The following is a 14,522-nucleotide window of genomic DNA, read 5'->3' on the forward strand; positions in this document are numbered from 1 at the left end:
CATCAGTTCGCCGCCAGCCGCGACTTCGCAGCCTCGCTCGGGCTGGTGCCGCGCCAGTACAGCACCGGCGGCAAGGCCACGCTGCTGGGCATCAGCAAGCGCGGCGACAAGAACCTGCGACGACTGCTCGTGCAGTGCGCCAGGGCCTTCATGCAGCGTCTGGACAAGTACCCCAGCCCGCTGGCCGACTGGGTGCGCTCGCTGCTCACGCGCCGGCACTCGAACGTCGTGGCCTGCGCGCTGGCCAACAAGCTCGCGCGCATGGCCTGGGCCTTGGCCCGCAGCCACACGGTCTATGACCCTGGCAAGCTGCGGCCGGAAGCAACGTCAGCCTGACCAACCAACACTCGCCCTTAACTCCTATCAACACCCAACAGGTTTTGCGACTGCTGTAGCAGTGATGACGTGAACGGCCCATTCGGCCTGGCAGGCATCCAGACACAAAAATCGGCTCTTGAAGCCGAGCGGCTTTTAAGGACTGCCAGGCGCGACTCTCATCGTGGCGCGGGAATCACCGATCCCCACCCAGACGCCGGATAGATTTACGCAAGCCACTTCACATCGCCGTCAGCGCTTGCAAAAGCGGGGTGACCATAGATTTTTGTTGCCCGCTCAGCGCGTGGCGGCCTGGCGCACCTTGTCGAGGTAGGCGTGCCCGTCCGGCGGCAGGCCGCTGCGCTGGGAGGCCCAGATCATCTCGCCCAGCGCTTCCATGGCGACGTGGTGGGCTTCATGGCGGGAGTTGCGCTTCGCCGCCAGCAGGTCCACCGCCTGGCGGATGCCGGAGGGCTGGTCGATGGCGTGCTGCTCCGTGATCGTCAGATGCATGGACAGGTGCAGGAAGGGGTTGGTGCGGCCCTCTTCCACCGTATAGACCTTGTCCAGCGCTGCGGCCTCGTCGGCGAGGTCGTCGTGGTACTCGGGGTGCTCGGCGATCCAGTCCGCGGCGATGGCTTCCATCGGGATCAATGGCGCGCCGTCGCGCCATTTGCGGTAGGTGGCGCAGAAGAAGCGCCGAACTTCGAGCTGGGAGGGGGCGAACATGGGCGCGATTGTCGCCGCCGGCCTCAACCCGGGCGCGCCTCCAGGGCTTGCAGCGCCTCTAGCGCTCCGCAGGCCATGCCCACGCCGAAGGCGGCGGCCACTTCCGGCTCGCGCACATTGATGCGCACGATCTGCCCGCCGTGGGCGGCGGCGACGAGCTGGCTGAAGTGCCGCACCGAGGGCACGGCGGTGCCGGCGCCGATCTCGACGACGACGGCCCGCTCCACACGGCCCAGCCAGTCCGACAGGCGCCGGGCCTGGGCCTCGTAGCGGTCGGGCACCCAGTCCCAGTCGCCGAACATCAGCACGTTGGGTCGTGCCAAGCCGCTGCAGCCGGGGCAGGCGGGCAAGTCGCTGAGCCAGCGGCACTCGGCCTCGTCGATGTCGGGCTCGATGCCGTCCGCCGGCCAGGGTTCCTCACCGCAACCGCGCAGGCACTGCAGCCAGTGCAGGGAGCCGTGGCATTCCTGGATGGGCATGCCGTCGAATCCGGCGCGCTGGAACTGCCCGTCGACGTTGCTGGTGAACACCGCCATGCCCTGCAGCATCTGCCCGCCCCAGCGCCGCAGCAGGCCGAAGCCGGCATGCGGCACGGTGCGCCGGTACAGCGCCAGGCGGTGGCCGTAGAAGCCCCAGGCCAGCTGCGGGTCGCGCTCGAAGGTGCGCGGCGAGGCGACGGTCATGAAGTCCAGCCCCGCGCGGCCCAGCGCCGGGTAGGCGCGCCAGAAGCCCTCGGTGCCGCGGAAGTCGGGCAGGCCGGAGTCCACGCCCATGCCGGCGCCGGCCGCGACGATGAGGGCGTCGGCCTGGGCGATCAGGTCGGCGGCGTGGTCCAGCGCAGCGTCGTTCATGACGGCGTGCCGCCTTCCCAGCCACCGCGCTGGGCGCGGCGGTGGGCTTCCTCGGCCTCGCGCTCGGCGGCCATCTGCTGCTCGAACTGCTGGCGGCCCAGCTTGGCGGCGGCGATCAGCGCGCCCTCGTCGCCCTGCAGCGGCACCATCTGGTTGAGCACGTCGATGTTGTGGCGCCGGAAGCGCATGGCCTGGCGGCGTGCGGCGTGGGGCTCCATGCCGGTCAGCTCCAGCACGCTGCGGGCGCTCATCAGCGCGGCGTCGAAGGTCTCGCGCTCGATGTGGCGCACGCCGGCCTCGTGCAGCTGGTAGTAGTGCTGCACGTTGCGCGCGCGGGCCACGACGGTGAGCTGCGGGAAATGCGCACGCGCCAGCTCGGCGATCTCCACGCTCTGTGCGATGTCGTCGATGGCGATGACGAGGACACGGGCCGTCGCGGCGCCGGCGGTCTTGAGCATGTCCAGCCGCGTTGCGTCGCCGTAGTAGACCGTCCATTCGAAGCGCCGCAGGCTCTCGATGGCCTCGGAGTCGTGGTCCAGCACGGTGGCCTCGATGCCGTTGGCACGCAGCATGCGGGCGATGACCTGACCGTAGCGGCCGCTGCCGGCAATGATGATGGGCGAGGGCGGCGGCGGCACCTCGTCGCGTTTCTTCTTCTGCCCGAGGCGGGCGAGCTTCTGCGACATCAGCCGGTCGCCGCCCGTCAGCAGCAGCGGCGTGAGCGCCAGGGACAGCGCCACGGCCGCCACCAGCGCCGAGTTCTGCGCCGCGGAGATCATTCCTTCACCCTGGGCGAGCTGGAACACGACGAAGCCGAACTCGCCGCCCTGGGCCAGCAGGATGACGAACGCTGGCCGCTCCACCAGCGGGATCTTCATCGCCTTGGCCATGCCTACCAGCACGAAGATCTTGCACACCAGCAGCGCCAGCACCAGCAGCGCCACGGAGCCGGGCTGGGCCGCCACGGCCTTCAGGTCCAGCCCCATCCCGACCGCGATGAAGAACAGGCCCAGCAGCAGGCCCTTGAAGGGCTCCAGGTCGGTCTCCAGCTCGCGACGGTACTCGCTTTCGGCCAGTAGCACGCCGGCGAGAAACGCGCCCAGCGCCATCGACAGGCCGACCAGCTGCATCAGCGCGGCCGTGCCCAGCACCAGCAGCAGCGCAGCGGCGGTGAAGATCTCGGGCGTCTTGCTGTGGGCAATCCAGCGCAGCGCCGGGCGCAGCAGCAGCCGGCCGCCGAAGACGATGGTGACGATGGCGCCCACCGCCTTGGCCGCCGCCAGCCAGGTCTTGCCGTCTCCGTCGTCGTGCGCGCCGCTCAGGGCCAGCACGGGCACCAGCGCGAGGATGGGAATGGCGGCGATGTCCTGCAGCAGCGCGACGGACAGGATGCTCTCGCCCGCCGTCGTGCGGCCGAGGTTGCGCTCGGCCAGCACGGCGAGCGCGACGGCGGTGGACGACATCGCCAGCCCCAGGCCCACGACGACGGCCAGCCGCCACGGGTAGCCCAGCGCGATGCCCAGCACCGTCAGCACCGCCGCACAGCCCAGCAGCTGCACGCTGCCCCAGCCGAAGATGGGCCGGCGCATGGCCCACAGCCGCTTGGGCTCCAGCTCCAGGCCGACGAGGAAGAGCATCAGCACGACGCCCAGCTCGGCCACTTCGGGGATGGCGGTGGACTCGGGGATCAGCCCCAGCACGGCCGGGCCGACAGCCAAGCCGGCGGCGAGGTAGCCGAGGATGGAGCCCAGGCGCAGGTAGCGCGCGAGGGGCACCGCCAGCACGGCGGCGGCCAGGAAGACCAGCGGCAATTGCAGCCAGTTGCCGTGGCTCATTGCTCGCCTCCAAGCGTCGAGAACAGGGCCGGGCGTTCGTCCAGCTCCACGGCTTCCTCGTCGCCCACCGGGGGCTCCAGAACCTCGTCGCACCACTCGGGGAAATGCGCCAGCCGATGCGAGAAGAGGTCGGCATGGGCCCGGATCTGCGCATCCGTCGCGCGGTGGGCGGCGTGCAGGATCTGCGGCGGCAGCCAGTTCATGCCGCAGGTGCGCGCCGACTGCTGGTAGGGCAGCAGGAAGTCCTCGATCGGATGGTGGTTGTGGCCGCCGGGCGAGTAGGCCTCGGCGCTGCCGCCGGTGGAGGCCACCAGCCAGAAGTCCTTGCCGTGCAGGGCCGTGCCGCCGGGGCCATAGGCCCAGCCCAGGCGCGGCACCTCGTCCAGCCAGAGCTTTTGCAGCGCCGGCATGCTGTACCAGTAGATGGGGTGCAGCATGACGACGAGCTTGGCTGATTCCAGCGCGCGCTGCTCGGCGTCCACATGGATGTGGAAGTCCGGGTAGAGGCGGTAGAGGTCGCGCAGCTCCACGCGGCCGGCCGCAGGCGAGGCGCGCAGCGTGTCGAGCACGGTGCGGGTTGCCTGGGAGCGGGCGAGGTCGGGGTGGGCGGCGAGGACGAGGATGTCGCGGGCGTTGCTGTCGGGCATGGCGAGCTAGGTTAACTTCCTGGCCCTGCACTGCCACCGAGATCAGCCCGAATGCGCATCTTCGAGACTCTTGCCGACCTGCAGGCCCTGACCGGCCAGCCCCTGGGCCACAGCGACTGGATCACCGTCGACCAGGCCCGCGTCAACGCCTTCGCCGAGGCCACCGAGGACCGGCAGTGGATCCATGTCGACCCCGAGCGGGCCAAGGCCGGACCCTTCGGCGGGCCGATTGCCCATGGCTTCCTGACCCTGTCGCTGATCCCGTATTTCTTCGAGACCGGATTTGCCGTGCGCGAGAGCCGCATGGTGCTGAACTACGGTCTCAACAAGGTGCGCTTCACGGCGCCGGTGCCGGTGGGCAGCCGGCTGCGTGCGGCCTTCAAGCTGCTGGCGGTGGAGGACGTGGCCGGCGGCGCCAAGCAGCTGACGGTGGAGGTGGCCATTGAGGCCGAGGGCGCGGCCAAGCCGGTCTGCGTGGCGGAGAGTCTGGCGCGGCATTACCGTTAGTTCGGGCGGGGCCGGCTAGCATCGCGGCCTTCGCAACGATTGCTCGCCCCATGGCCTCCAGCCTGCTCGTCCTGCTCGACGACATCGCCACCGTCCTCGATGACGTGGCGACCATGACCAAGGTCGCCGCCAAGAAAACCGCCGGCGTGCTGGGCGACGACCTGGCGCTGAACGCCCAGCAGGTAACCGGTGTGCATGCTGATCGCGAACTTCCCGTCGTCTGGGCCGTGGCGGTGGGCTCGCTGCTGAACAAGGCCATCCTGGTGCCCGCGGCGCTGGCCATCTCGGCCTTCGCGCCCTGGGCCGTCACGCCGCTGCTGATGCTGGGCGGCGCCTACCTGTGCTTCGAGGGCTTCGAGAAGCTGGCGCACAAGGCCCTGCACAGTGCCGCGGAAGACCAGGTCCACCACGACGAGCTGGTTAAGGCCATCGCCGACCCGCAGGTGGACATGGCGGCCTTCGAGCGCGACAAGGTCAAGGGCGCCATCCGCACCGATTTCATTCTGTCCGCCGAGATCATCGTCATCGCGCTGGGCACGGTGGCCACGGCCTCGCTGCAGCAGCAACTGGCGGTGCTGGTGGCGGTGTCCGTCGCGATGACGGTGGGCGTCTACGGCTTCGTGGCAGGCATCGTGAAGATGGACGACGTGGGGCTGTGGCTGTCGCGCAAGCCGGGCGCCGGCGCCCAGGGCCTCGGCCGCTTCCTGCTGGTCGCGGCGCCGCGGCTGATGGAGCTGCTGTCGGTGCTGGGCACCGCGGCCATGTTCCTCGTCGGCGGCGGCATCCTGGTGCACGGCATCGCGCCGCTGCACCATGCCATCGCGCATCTGTCCGAGGGGCAGGCCTGGGCGGTGGGCGCGCTGCTGCAAAACGGCGCGAATGCCTTGGTGGGCGTGGTGGCCGGCGCGCTCGTGCTGGCCGGCGTGATGGCCGTGCAGAAGCTGCGCGGGCGCTGATCAGCTGGCGCTGTAGGCCAGCCTGACGTAGATCGGCGCGAAGGCCTCGGCCTGCGTGATCTCCAGCAGCCGCTCCTTGGCCAGCTCCAGCATCGCGATGAAGGTGACGACGAGCACGGCCTGGCCCTTCTCGACGTCGAAGAGCTTCTCGAACTCAACGAAGCGCTGGCCCTGCAGCCGGCGCAGCACGATGCTCATGTGCTCGCGCACGGAGAGCTGCTCACGGCTGATCTTGTGGTGCTGGTTGAGCTTGGCGCGCTTGAGGATGTCCAGCCAGGCCTCGCGCAGGTCGGCGGTGGAGACGTCGGGGAAGGCCGGCGTCAGCGACTGCTCGATGTGGATCTGGGCGCGCAGGAAGTCGCGGCCCAGCACGGGCAGGCGGTCCAGCCGTGCGGCGGCCAGCTTCATCTGCTCGTACTCCAGCAGCCGGCGCACGAGCTCAGCGCGTGGGTCCTCGACCTCCTTGCCGTCCTCGCTCTTCTTGGGCGGCAGCAGCATGCGCGACTTGATCTCGATGAGCATGGCCGCCATCAAGAGGTATTCGCTCGCCAGCTCCAGGTTGTGCTTGCGGATCTGCTCGACATAGCTGAGGTACTGGCGCGTCACGTCGGCCAGCGGGATGTCGAGGATGTTGAAGTTCTGCTTGCGGATCAGGTAGAGCAGCAGGTCCAGCGGGCCCTGGAAGGCTTCCAGGAAGACCTCCAGCGCATCCGGCGGGATGTAGAGGTCCAGCGGCATCTGGAACAGCGGCTCGCCGTACAGGCGTGCCACGGCAACCGCGTCGACGACCTCGGGCAGGTCGGACTCGGCGAGGCCGGGTTCCTCAGCCACGGCCGTCAAGGCTTACTTGCCGGACGTTTGATAGACGTAGGGCTGCTGGGGCACGCGGGCTTCGTTGAAGCCGGCCTGGGCTGCGCGGTCCTGCTCCTTGTCCCACAGCAGGGCACGGCCGGCGCGCTGTTCGGCTTCCAGCGTCGGGCGCTGGGCCTTGAGCTGCTCGATGAAGGACGTGACTTCGGACTTGTAGGGCTTCCAGAACAGGGGCATGGCGGATCTCGCAGACAGGACTCAGGATTTTAGTTCGCCCAGCGAGGGCAGGATGCCGGCCTCGCCGAGCTCGTCGGCCAGGCCGGAGCGGCGCAGCAGGTCCAGCGGTTGCGGGTTCACGTTGGCGAGGACGAGGGCGGTGCCGCGCTTGAGCAGGGTGCGGTGCAGCTCGCGCAGCGCCTCCACGCCGGTCGTGTCCATGACGATCAGGCGGTGCATCTCGAACACCAGGGCCCGCGTGCCGGGCGGCAGTTGCTCCGGCACGGGCTCCAGCCTGCCTACGGCGCCGAAGAACAGGCCGCCATACAGCTCGTAGGCGACGACGCCGGCGGGCAGCGGCTGGTCTTGCACGCGCTTGAGCGTGAACAGCTGGCTCATGCGATAGACGAAGAACAGGCAGGACGCGACCAGCCCGACCTCCACGGCCACCGTCAGGTCGGCGACGACGGTCAGCACGAAGGTGCCGAGCAGCAGCGTCCGGTAGGTCAGGTTGAAGCGCCGCAGCCGGGCGAATTCATGCCACTCGCCCATGTTCCAGGCCACGACGAGCAGGATGCCGGCCAGCGCGGCCAGCGGCACGTGCACGGCCAGCGGCGCGGCGACGAGCAGGATGAGCAGCAGGATCAGAGCGTGCACGATGCCGGCGACGGGGCTGGTGGCGCCGGCGCGGATGTTGGTGACGGTGCGGGCGATCGTGCCGGTGGCGGGCAGGCCGCCGAACAGCGGTGCGGCGAAGTTGGCGATGCCTTGCGCCATCAGCTCCTGATTGGGGTCGTGGCGGGGCAGGTCGGGGGTGAGTTTGTCGGCCACGCGGGCGCAGAGCAGCGACTCGATGGCGCCCAGCAGGCCCAGCGTCAGTGTCGGGATGACGAGCTGCTGCATGCCCGTCCAGTCCATGGCCGGCCAGGCCAGGGCGGGCAGGGACTGCGGGATGCTGCCGAAGCGGCTGCCGATGGTGTCCAGCGGCAGTTGCAGCAAAGCCGTGGCGGCCGTCGCGCCGACGAGGGCGATGACGGTGGACGGCAGCAGGGCCATCCAGCGCCGCAGCCCGGTGAGCGGCCGGTCCTGCACGATGTTCTTGGGCCAGAGCAGCAGGATGGCCATGCAGGCCGCTGCCAGGGCCGGCGCGGCGGGGTTGAGGCTGCCGATGTGCTCGCGCAGCGCGGCGATCTGGCCGAAGAAGTCGGCGGGCATCCTGGTGATGCTCAGGCCCAGGAAGTCTTTCAGCTGGGCCAGCGCGATCAGCACGGCGATGCCGTTGGTGAAGCCGGTGACGATGGCCACCGGGATGTAGCGCACCAGTACGCCGAGCCTGAGTGCCCCCATGGCGAACAGCAGCACGCCAGCGCCCATCGTGGCCAGCAGCAGATTGGCCAGGCCGTGGCGCTGCAGGATGCCGTAGACGACGACGATGAAGGCGCCCGCCGGCCCGCCGATCTGCACGCTGGAGCCGCCAAACAGGGAGATCAGCAAGCCTGCCACGATGGCGGTGGCCAGGCCCTGCTCGGGCCGCAGGCCGGAGGCGATTGCAAAGGCCAGGGCCAGAGGCAGCGCGACGATGCCGACCGTCAGGCCGGCGCCGACGTCAGCCAGCAGATGGGCGCGCGGATAGCCCGCCAGCAGCGCGAGGCTGCGTGGGCGAAAGGGATGCAGGCGGGGCAGGGGCATGAGTCCTCCGGGAGATGGCACGCGACGCGAGGGGCGCGGAGGCCGGAGGGCCGCAGTGGTAGCGCTCGGCGATGAAGCGGCGGCGCCGCGACGGACCGAGCTGCGGGTTCATGGCCTCAGCGCACCCGCATGCCCGGCTGGGCGCCGGCGTGGGGCTCCAGCACGAAGATACCGGGGTGGGCCTTTTCATCGGCATGGCCGGCGGCCAGCACCATGCCCTCGCTGATGCCGAACTTCATCTTGCGCGGGGCGAGGTTGGCCACCAACACCGTCAGCTTGCCTTCCAGGTCTTCGGGCTTGTAGGCGGCGCGGATGCCGCTGAAGACGTTGCGCGTGCGGCCTTCGCCCGCGTCCAACGTCAGGCGCAGCAGCTTGTCCGAGCCCTCCACCAGCTCGGCCTTGACGATCCTGGCGATGCGCAGGTCGACCTTGGCGAAGTCGTCGATCTTGATCTCGGCCGCGATGTCTTCGCCGCCGGGGATGACCTTGGGCGCCGGCGGAGCCTCGAACAGCTGCTCGACCTTGGCGAGGTCCACGCGCTGCATCAGGTGCTGGTAGGCGCCGATCTGGTGGGCGCCCAGCGCCCGAGCGCTGTCGCTCCACTGCAGCGGCTCGACTTTCAGGAAGGCTTCGACCTGGCCGCTGAGCGCGGGCAGTACCGGCTTGAGGTAGATCGCCAGCAGGCGGAAGGCCTCGATGCAGACGCTGCAGACGTCGTGCAGCGCGGCGTCCATGCCTTCCTGCTTGGCCAGTTCCCAGGGCTTGTGCTGGTCGACGAACTCGTTGACCTTGTCGGCAAGCGCCATGATCTCGCGCAGCGCCTTGCCGAACTCGCGCGTCTCGTAGAGCTCGGCGATGCCGGCGCTCTGGGCGCGCAGCGCATCCAGCAGCGTTCTGCCTTCCACGCCGAGGTCGCTGCTGAGCCTGCCATCGAAGCGCTTGGAAAGGAAGCCCGCAGCCCGCGAAGCGATGTTGATGAACTTGCCGACCAGGTCGCTGTTGACGCGGGCGACGAAGTCTTCGGGGTTGAAGTCGATGTCCTCGACGCGGGCGTTGAGCTTGGCGGCGATGTAGTAGCGCAGCCATTCCGCATTCAGGCCCAGGCTGAGGTACTTCAGCGGGTCCAGGCCGGTGCCGCGGCTCTTGCTCATCTTCTCGCCGCCGTTGACGGTCATGAAGCCGTGCACGAAGACGTGGTTGGGCGTCTTGCGGCCGCTGAAATGCAGCATGGCCGGCCAGAACAGCGTGTGGAAGTAGGTGATGTCCTTGCCGATGAAGTGGATCTGCTCCACCTCGGGCTGGGCCATGAAGGCGTCGAAGTCTTTCCCGATCTTGCCGAAGTAGTTCTTCAGCGAGGCCAGGTAGCCGACGGGCGCGTCCAGCCAGACGTAGAAGTACTTGCCTGGTGCGTCGGGGATCTCGATGCCGAAATAGGGCGCGTCGCGGCTGATGTCCCAGTCGCTGAGGCGGTTCTTGCCTTCCTCGTCAGGCTCGAACCATTCACGGATCTTGTTCAGCACCTCGGGCTGCAGGCGGCCGGGTTCCTGTGTCCACTGGGTCAGGAAGTCGACGCAGCGCGGGTCGCTGAGCTTGAAGAAGTAGTGCTCGCTGGTCTTGAGCACCGGTGTGGCGCCGGACAGTACCGAGTAGGGGTTCTTCAGCTCGGTAGGCGCGTAGACGGCGCCGCAAACCTCGCAGGAGTCGCCGTACTGGTCCTTGGCGCCGCACTTGGGGCATTCGCCCTTGATGAAGCGGTCGGGCAGGAACATCGACTTGGCAGGGTCGAAGAACTGCTCGATGGTCTTGGTGGTGATCAGCTCGTTGTGGCGCAGCGCCAGGTACACGGACTTGGAGAGTTCGTGGTTCTCGGCGCCGTCGGTGCTGTGCCAGTTGTCGAAGCTGATGTGGAAGCCGTCGAGGTACTGCTTGCGGCCGGCGGCGATGCCGGCGACGAAGTCCTGCGGCGTCTTGCCGGCCTTCTCGGCCGCGATCATGATCGGCGCGCCGTGGGCGTCGTCCGCACAGACGAAGTGCACCTGCGAGCCCGCCATGCGCTGGTAGCGAACCCAGATGTCGGCCTGGGTGTACTCCATGATGTGGCCGATGTGGAAACCGGCGTTCGCATAGGGCAGGGCGGTGGTGACGAAGAGCTGGCGGGGCATGGGCGCGGAAACGGCGGGCTGACGGGAAACGACTGATTTTAGGTTTGCGGCTCGACGGGGCCGGCATCACCGGCTTCGGTCGGGGCTTCGGCGCCGGCCTCGGCGGGAGCGTCGTCCTCGGCCGGCTTGCCGCTGAGCTTGCGCTGGCGCTTCTCCTCGGCCTTGCGTTTCTTGGCCAACTCGCGCTGGCGCTTCTCGTAGCTGTAATTCGGTGTGGCCAAGTGCAGTCTCCTGGGAGCGCCCGCACGCGCGGGCATCGGCCAATGTAACCCGCGGGCCAGTCGCAGGGGCTTTCCCACTTGGCGCCGAAAGCTACAGAGCACCTCAAGGATCAACCGTAAGTCACTGATCCGTAACACTTCCGCAAACTATCCACCGAGTCTGTGGAAAACTTTGTGGAGAACTGGCCTCCATCGCAGCCAAGCCCTTGTGTGATGCGGTCCCGCTTAGGTTGCTGAATTTTTAAGCACCTCCAACTGGCCTATAAGAATCAATCACTTAGCTTCATGGCTCGGGTTGTGGAAGCGTTGCCGCTGCTCAGGGTCCAAAAGGCTTGACGCTTGCCAGATTTGGGGATAAGTCAAGCCGCGGCGGGCGGATGTCACGGGTCTGGATGACAGCGTCGCCGCGGTTGTCCCCGTCAGCTGTGGACAAGTCTGTGGGCCGGTTGCCGACAGCGGCGCTAAGTACTTGATCCGCCACTGCCCGGCCTGCGCTGCCCGTTTTTGAGGCGACTTGCGCGCGGCTTTTGGGGGCAGTCCCCAACAAGGCAGTCGAAGGGCGGCGGCTAAACTCGCGGCCTTTTGAAGAGGCGGCAGCGGCGCAGATGGCGGATTTGATGAAGGACAGCGGTGGGCGCAAGAGCGCTTCCCGCGCCGGCACTTTCGAATTGAAGTCGCGCCGCTTCAGCCTGTTGGGCTTGGTGCTGCACAGCGCCAACATGGCGGACATCGCTGCCGACTGGGCCCAGCGTGCCGGCGCCGGCGGCTTCGAGCATGAACCCGTCGTCATCGACCTGAGCCAGGTGCCGCGGGCGCCGGCTGCCTCGGCCGATGAGGGCCAGGCCGCGCTCGCGCTGGACGGTCCCGCACCCGTCGACCTGAAGGCCATCGTCGAGTTGCTGCGCGCCAGCCAGCTGCAGCCGGTGGCCGTGGCTGGCGCGACGGTCGAGGAACTCGCGTTGGCGCAGGCCCTGGGCCTGGCCGACGCGGCAGACGAGCCCGCCGTTGCGGCGGCCGCGCCCGTCGAGACCGTGCGCGAGGTGGTGCGGGAGATCACCGTCGAGAAGATCATCGAGAAGCCCGCCGCGCCCGCGCCGACTCTGGTCATCGACAAGCCTCTGCGCTCGGGCCAGCGCATCTATGCCAAGGGTGGCGACCTCGTCGTGCTGGCTCTCGTGAATCACGGCGCCGAGGTCATCGCCGACGGCAGCGTGCATGTCTACGCGCCGCTGCGTGGCAAGGCCATCGCTGGTGCGCGCGGCGACACGACGGCGCGCATCTACGCCCACAGCCTGGAGGCCGAGCTGCTGTCGATTGCCGGCATCTACCGCACGACCGAGAACCCGCTGCCGGCCGATGTGGCGGGCAAGCCGGCGCAGGTTTTTCTGGATGGCGAGAAGCTGCTGATGCAGCCGCTCGCCTTCTGAACACCCGATTGAACTGAACGAACAGGAAAGCTCCAGATGACCAAGATCGTCGTCGTCACCTCCGGCAAGGGCGGGGTCGGCAAGACCACCACCAGCGCGAGCTTCGCCACCGGCCTCGCCATGCGCGGCCACAAGACCTGCGTCATCGACTTCGACGTGGGCCTGCGCAACCTCGACCTGATCATGGGCGTCGAGCGCCGCGTCGTCTACGACCTGATCAACGTCGTCAACGAAGAGATCAAGCTCACGCAGGCGCTGATCAAGGACAAGCAGCTCGACAAGCTCTACATCCTGGCCGCCTCGCAGACGCGCGACAAGGACGCGCTGAAGCAGGAAGGCGTGGAGCGTGTGCTGGAAGAGCTGAAGGCGATGGAGTTCGACTACATCGTCTGCGACTCGCCGGCCGGCATTGAGACCGGCGCGCTGATGGCCATGCACTACGCCGACGAGGCCCTGGTGGTGACCAACCCCGAGGTCTCCTCGGTGCGCGACTCGGACCGCATCCTTGGCATGCTCTCCAGCAAGACCAAGCGCGCCATCGAAGGCGGCGAGCCCGTGAAGGAGCATCTGCTCATCACGCGCTACAACCCCAACCGCGTCGAAGGCGGCCAGATGCTGAGCCTGGACGACATCCACGAGATCCTGCGCACGCCGCTGATCGGCGTCATCCCCGAGAGCGAGAGCGTGCTGCAGGCCTCCAACCAGGGCACGCCGGCCATCCACCTCGCCGACACGGACGTCGCCGAGGCCTACAAGGACGTCGTCGCCCGCTTCCTCGGCGAGGACAAGCCCATGCGCTTCACGGAGGCCGTGAAGCCGAGCTGGTTCAAACGCGTCTTCGGCGCCAAGTGAAGGGAGCCTCGCGATGGGATTCCTGAACTTTTTCCTCGGCGAGAAGAAGAGCTCGGCCAGCGTGGCCAAGGAGCGGCTGCAGCTCATCCTCGCGCATGAGCGCAATGGCCGCAGCTCCAGCCCCGACTACCTGCCGCAGCTGCAGAAGGAGTTGGTGGCCGTCATCAGCAAATACGTGTCGATCAATCCCGACGACATCAAGGTCCACATGGAGCGCCAGGGCGATCTTGAGGTCTTGGAAGTCAAGATCGAATTGCCGGAAGCAGCTGCGGGCCGCTAAGGCCTGCCGGCGCGTGCCTGCTCGCGCCGCATGAACAGGTAGAGACTCTCCACCTTGGCGCGGGCCCACGGCGTCTTGCGCAGGAACTTCAGGCTGGACGCCACGCTGGGGTCGATGCGAAAGCACTTGATCTCGATGCGCCGGCCCAGCTCGACCCAACCGAAATAGGCGACCAGATCGGTCACGATGGCCTCGAGCGTGAGGCCGTGCAGGGGATCGTTGGCGCCGTTCATTCGTGTGTGAACTGGTCTGAGTTCTTGCCCTTGAACTGGGCGTAGTAGCGCTTGATGGCCGCCATGTCGGCCTCGACGTCGCCGGTGGGCGTGAACAGCGGCCCGAGGCCCACGAGCTTGCGCGGATAGTCCATGTGCGCCATCACGATGGGCAGCTTGGCCGTCACGGCGATCCAGTAGAAGCCTGTCTTCCAGTAGATGGTCTTGCTGCGCGTGCCCTCTGGCGGCACGATGAGCTGCACCGGCCCGTCGGCCGCCAGCAAGGCCTCGGCCGAGGCGGCGACGAGGTTGTTGGACTTGCTGCGGTCCACCGGGATACCGCCCAGCCAGCGCATCAGCCCGCCGAACGGAAACTTGAAGATCGAGGCCTTGCCCATCCAGTAAGGCGTCAGGCGCAGTGCGAAGGACGCGAACAGCGTGAAAGGCAGATCCCAGTTGCTGGTGTGAGGCGCGGCGATGAAGACGCTCTTGCGCGCCTCGGGCGGCAGGCTGCCCTGGACGGTCCAGCCCGCCAATCTGAGCCAGGCCAGGGAGACGCCGCGCAGCAGGGTGCTGATCACGGGCGTCGTGAAGATGGTGCGATGCATGGCCGCGATTGTCCCGCGGCACCGGCCTGCCTCAATCTGAGGCAGCGCAAGAAAAGCGCTGCTGTGCCAAGGACTTGGGCTTGCAGCTCGCAGGCTGTCCCCGGTGTTGTCCACAGCTGCTGTGGATGGACGCTGCGGCTCATGCCGTGAATCCTGCCGTTGGTCGCACGCCCGCTTGCCGCCGACGCTGCCTGCCGCGATGCTG

General features: G+C 68.0%; 17 protein-coding genes. 6 read left to right on the forward strand and 11 right to left on the reverse strand.

The window, feature by feature from the left end:
- On the forward strand, positions 1 to 336 hold a 336-nt coding region (locus AC07VX_RS23935; RefSeq protein ID WP_493183967.1), incomplete at its 5' end, for a transposase.
- A 276-nt stretch (positions 337 to 612) separates the two neighbouring features.
- Here AC07VX_RS23935 and AC07VX_RS23940 read toward each other — a convergent pair.
- Genes AC07VX_RS23940 through kefF form a run of 4 tightly spaced genes read right to left on the reverse strand, consistent with a single transcriptional unit; the run spans position 613 to position 4,377 of the window.
- Positions 613 to 1,044, reverse strand: a complete 432-nt coding sequence (locus tag AC07VX_RS23940) for a DUF1841 family protein (protein ID WP_493166685.1) — start codon at positions 1,042 to 1,044, stop codon at positions 613 to 615.
- A gap of 23 nt (positions 1,045 to 1,067) precedes the next feature.
- Entirely contained in the window at positions 1,068 to 1,895 is an 828-nt protein-coding gene (locus AC07VX_RS23945) for an SIR2 family NAD-dependent protein deacylase (RefSeq protein ID WP_493166686.1), read from the reverse strand.
- Positions 1,892 to 3,730: a glutathione-regulated potassium-efflux system protein KefC gene (gene kefC, locus AC07VX_RS23950; protein ID WP_493166687.1), complete on the reverse strand. Its 1,839-nt coding sequence runs from the start codon at positions 3,728 to 3,730 to the stop codon at positions 1,892 to 1,894. The genes AC07VX_RS23945 and kefC overlap by 4 nt, the downstream gene beginning before the upstream one ends.
- Positions 3,727 to 4,377, reverse strand: coding sequence for a glutathione-regulated potassium-efflux system oxidoreductase KefF (gene kefF / locus AC07VX_RS23955; RefSeq protein ID WP_493166688.1), 651 nt, complete (start codon positions 4,375 to 4,377; stop codon positions 3,727 to 3,729). Before kefF ends, kefC begins: the two co-directional genes overlap by 4 nt.
- Before the next feature lie 51 nt (positions 4,378 to 4,428).
- Here kefF and AC07VX_RS23960 point away from each other — a divergent pair, with 51 nt between their 5' ends.
- Positions 4,429 to 4,884, forward strand: a complete 456-nt coding sequence (locus tag AC07VX_RS23960) for a MaoC family dehydratase (RefSeq protein WP_493166689.1) — start codon at positions 4,429 to 4,431, stop codon at positions 4,882 to 4,884.
- A gap of 50 nt (positions 4,885 to 4,934) precedes the next feature.
- Complete coding sequence (locus tag AC07VX_RS23965) at positions 4,935 to 5,840, forward strand: DUF808 domain-containing protein (RefSeq protein WP_493166690.1); 906 nt, start codon at positions 4,935 to 4,937, stop codon at positions 5,838 to 5,840.
- On the opposite strand, the gene AC07VX_RS23970 is transcribed toward AC07VX_RS23965, so the two are convergent.
- The 5 genes from AC07VX_RS23970 to AC07VX_RS23990 all read right to left on the reverse strand — a co-directional run bounded on the left by AC07VX_RS23970 (position 5,841) and on the right by AC07VX_RS23990 (position 10,938).
- Complete coding sequence (locus AC07VX_RS23970) at positions 5,841 to 6,671, reverse strand: segregation and condensation protein A (RefSeq protein WP_493166691.1); 831 nt, start codon at positions 6,669 to 6,671, stop codon at positions 5,841 to 5,843.
- Between the two features lie 12 nt (positions 6,672 to 6,683).
- Positions 6,684 to 6,887 carry a DUF3460 family protein gene (locus AC07VX_RS23975; RefSeq protein ID WP_493166692.1) on the reverse strand — a complete coding sequence of 68 codons (204 nt, stop codon included), beginning with the start codon at positions 6,885 to 6,887 and terminating at the stop codon, positions 6,684 to 6,686.
- A gap of 21 nt (positions 6,888 to 6,908) precedes the next feature.
- Positions 6,909 to 8,555 carry a SulP family inorganic anion transporter gene (locus AC07VX_RS23980; protein WP_493166693.1) on the reverse strand — a complete coding sequence of 549 codons (1,647 nt, stop codon included), beginning with the start codon at positions 8,553 to 8,555 and terminating at the stop codon, positions 6,909 to 6,911.
- A 116-nt stretch (positions 8,556 to 8,671) separates the two neighbouring features.
- Positions 8,672 to 10,717 (reverse strand): methionine--tRNA ligase, encoded by a 2,046-nt coding sequence (gene metG / locus AC07VX_RS23985; RefSeq protein ID WP_493166694.1) that lies wholly within the window; start codon positions 10,715 to 10,717, stop codon positions 8,672 to 8,674.
- Positions 10,718 to 10,755: 38 nt separating this feature from the next.
- The gene (locus AC07VX_RS23990; RefSeq protein WP_493166695.1) at positions 10,756 to 10,938 is read right to left on the reverse strand and encodes a hypothetical protein; all 183 of its coding nucleotides are present in this window, start codon (positions 10,936 to 10,938) and stop codon (positions 10,756 to 10,758) included.
- Positions 10,939 to 11,555: 617 nt separating this feature from the next.
- Between AC07VX_RS23990 and minC the strand changes: the two genes are divergently transcribed.
- From minC to minE, 3 genes are read left to right on the forward strand one after another with little or no spacing between them, the layout of a single operon-like run.
- A complete protein-coding gene (minC, locus tag AC07VX_RS23995; protein ID WP_493166696.1) occupies positions 11,556 to 12,365 on the forward strand; it encodes a septum site-determining protein MinC in 810 nt (269 codons plus the stop codon).
- A gap of 36 nt (positions 12,366 to 12,401) precedes the next feature.
- Positions 12,402 to 13,217, forward strand: coding sequence for a septum site-determining protein MinD (minD, locus tag AC07VX_RS24000; protein ID WP_493166697.1), 816 nt, complete (start codon positions 12,402 to 12,404; stop codon positions 13,215 to 13,217).
- Between the two features lie 13 nt (positions 13,218 to 13,230).
- Positions 13,231 to 13,497 (forward strand): cell division topological specificity factor MinE, encoded by a 267-nt coding sequence (gene minE / locus AC07VX_RS24005; RefSeq protein ID WP_119043242.1) that lies wholly within the window; start codon positions 13,231 to 13,233, stop codon positions 13,495 to 13,497.
- On the opposite strand, the gene AC07VX_RS24010 is transcribed toward minE, so the two are convergent.
- Both AC07VX_RS24010 and AC07VX_RS24015 read right to left on the reverse strand, forming a co-directional pair.
- Positions 13,494 to 13,730, reverse strand: a complete 237-nt coding sequence (locus tag AC07VX_RS24010; RefSeq protein WP_493166698.1) for a VF530 family protein — start codon at positions 13,728 to 13,730, stop codon at positions 13,494 to 13,496. The genes minE and AC07VX_RS24010 overlap by 4 nt on opposite strands.
- Positions 13,727 to 14,317 carry a 1-acyl-sn-glycerol-3-phosphate acyltransferase gene (locus AC07VX_RS24015; protein WP_493166699.1) on the reverse strand — a complete coding sequence of 197 codons (591 nt, stop codon included), beginning with the start codon at positions 14,315 to 14,317 and terminating at the stop codon, positions 13,727 to 13,729. The genes AC07VX_RS24010 and AC07VX_RS24015 overlap by 4 nt, the downstream gene beginning before the upstream one ends.
- Positions 14,318 to 14,522 lie beyond the last annotated feature (205 nt).

This window comes from Roseateles sp. GW821-FHT03B02 (genome assembly GCF_059421025.1).

What these genes read in the sequence shown, in the direction of transcription:
- kefC (WP_493166687.1), bottom strand. Translation starts at nt 3,730, where the DNA reads ATGAGCCACGGCAACTGGCTGCAATTGCCGCTGGTCTTCCTGGCCGCC.
- AC07VX_RS24015 (WP_493166699.1), bottom strand. Translation starts at nt 14,317, where the DNA reads ATGCATCGCACCATCTTCACGACGCCCGTGATCAGCACCCTGCTGCGC.
- AC07VX_RS23960 (WP_493166689.1), top strand. Translation starts at nt 4,429, where the DNA reads ATGCGCATCTTCGAGACTCTTGCCGACCTGCAGGCCCTGACCGGCCAG.
- AC07VX_RS23980 (WP_493166693.1), bottom strand. Translation starts at nt 8,555, where the DNA reads ATGCCCCTGCCCCGCCTGCATCCCTTTCGCCCACGCAGCCTCGCGCTG.
- kefF (WP_493166688.1), bottom strand. Translation starts at nt 4,377, where the DNA reads ATGCCCGACAGCAACGCCCGCGACATCCTCGTCCTCGCCGCCCACCCC.
- minD (WP_493166697.1), top strand. Translation starts at nt 12,402, where the DNA reads ATGACCAAGATCGTCGTCGTCACCTCCGGCAAGGGCGGGGTCGGCAAG.
- AC07VX_RS23975 (WP_493166692.1), bottom strand. Translation starts at nt 6,887, where the DNA reads ATGCCCCTGTTCTGGAAGCCCTACAAGTCCGAAGTCACGTCCTTCATC.
- AC07VX_RS23945 (WP_493166686.1), bottom strand. Translation starts at nt 1,895, where the DNA reads ATGAACGACGCTGCGCTGGACCACGCCGCCGACCTGATCGCCCAGGCC.
- metG (WP_493166694.1), bottom strand. Translation starts at nt 10,717, where the DNA reads ATGCCCCGCCAGCTCTTCGTCACCACCGCCCTGCCCTATGCGAACGCC.
- AC07VX_RS23940 (WP_493166685.1), bottom strand. Translation starts at nt 1,044, where the DNA reads ATGTTCGCCCCCTCCCAGCTCGAAGTTCGGCGCTTCTTCTGCGCCACC.
- minE (WP_119043242.1), top strand. Translation starts at nt 13,231, where the DNA reads ATGGGATTCCTGAACTTTTTCCTCGGCGAGAAGAAGAGCTCGGCCAGC.
- minC (WP_493166696.1), top strand. Translation starts at nt 11,556, where the DNA reads ATGAAGGACAGCGGTGGGCGCAAGAGCGCTTCCCGCGCCGGCACTTTC.
- AC07VX_RS23965 (WP_493166690.1), top strand. Translation starts at nt 4,935, where the DNA reads ATGGCCTCCAGCCTGCTCGTCCTGCTCGACGACATCGCCACCGTCCTC.
- AC07VX_RS24010 (WP_493166698.1), bottom strand. Translation starts at nt 13,730, where the DNA reads ATGAACGGCGCCAACGATCCCCTGCACGGCCTCACGCTCGAGGCCATC.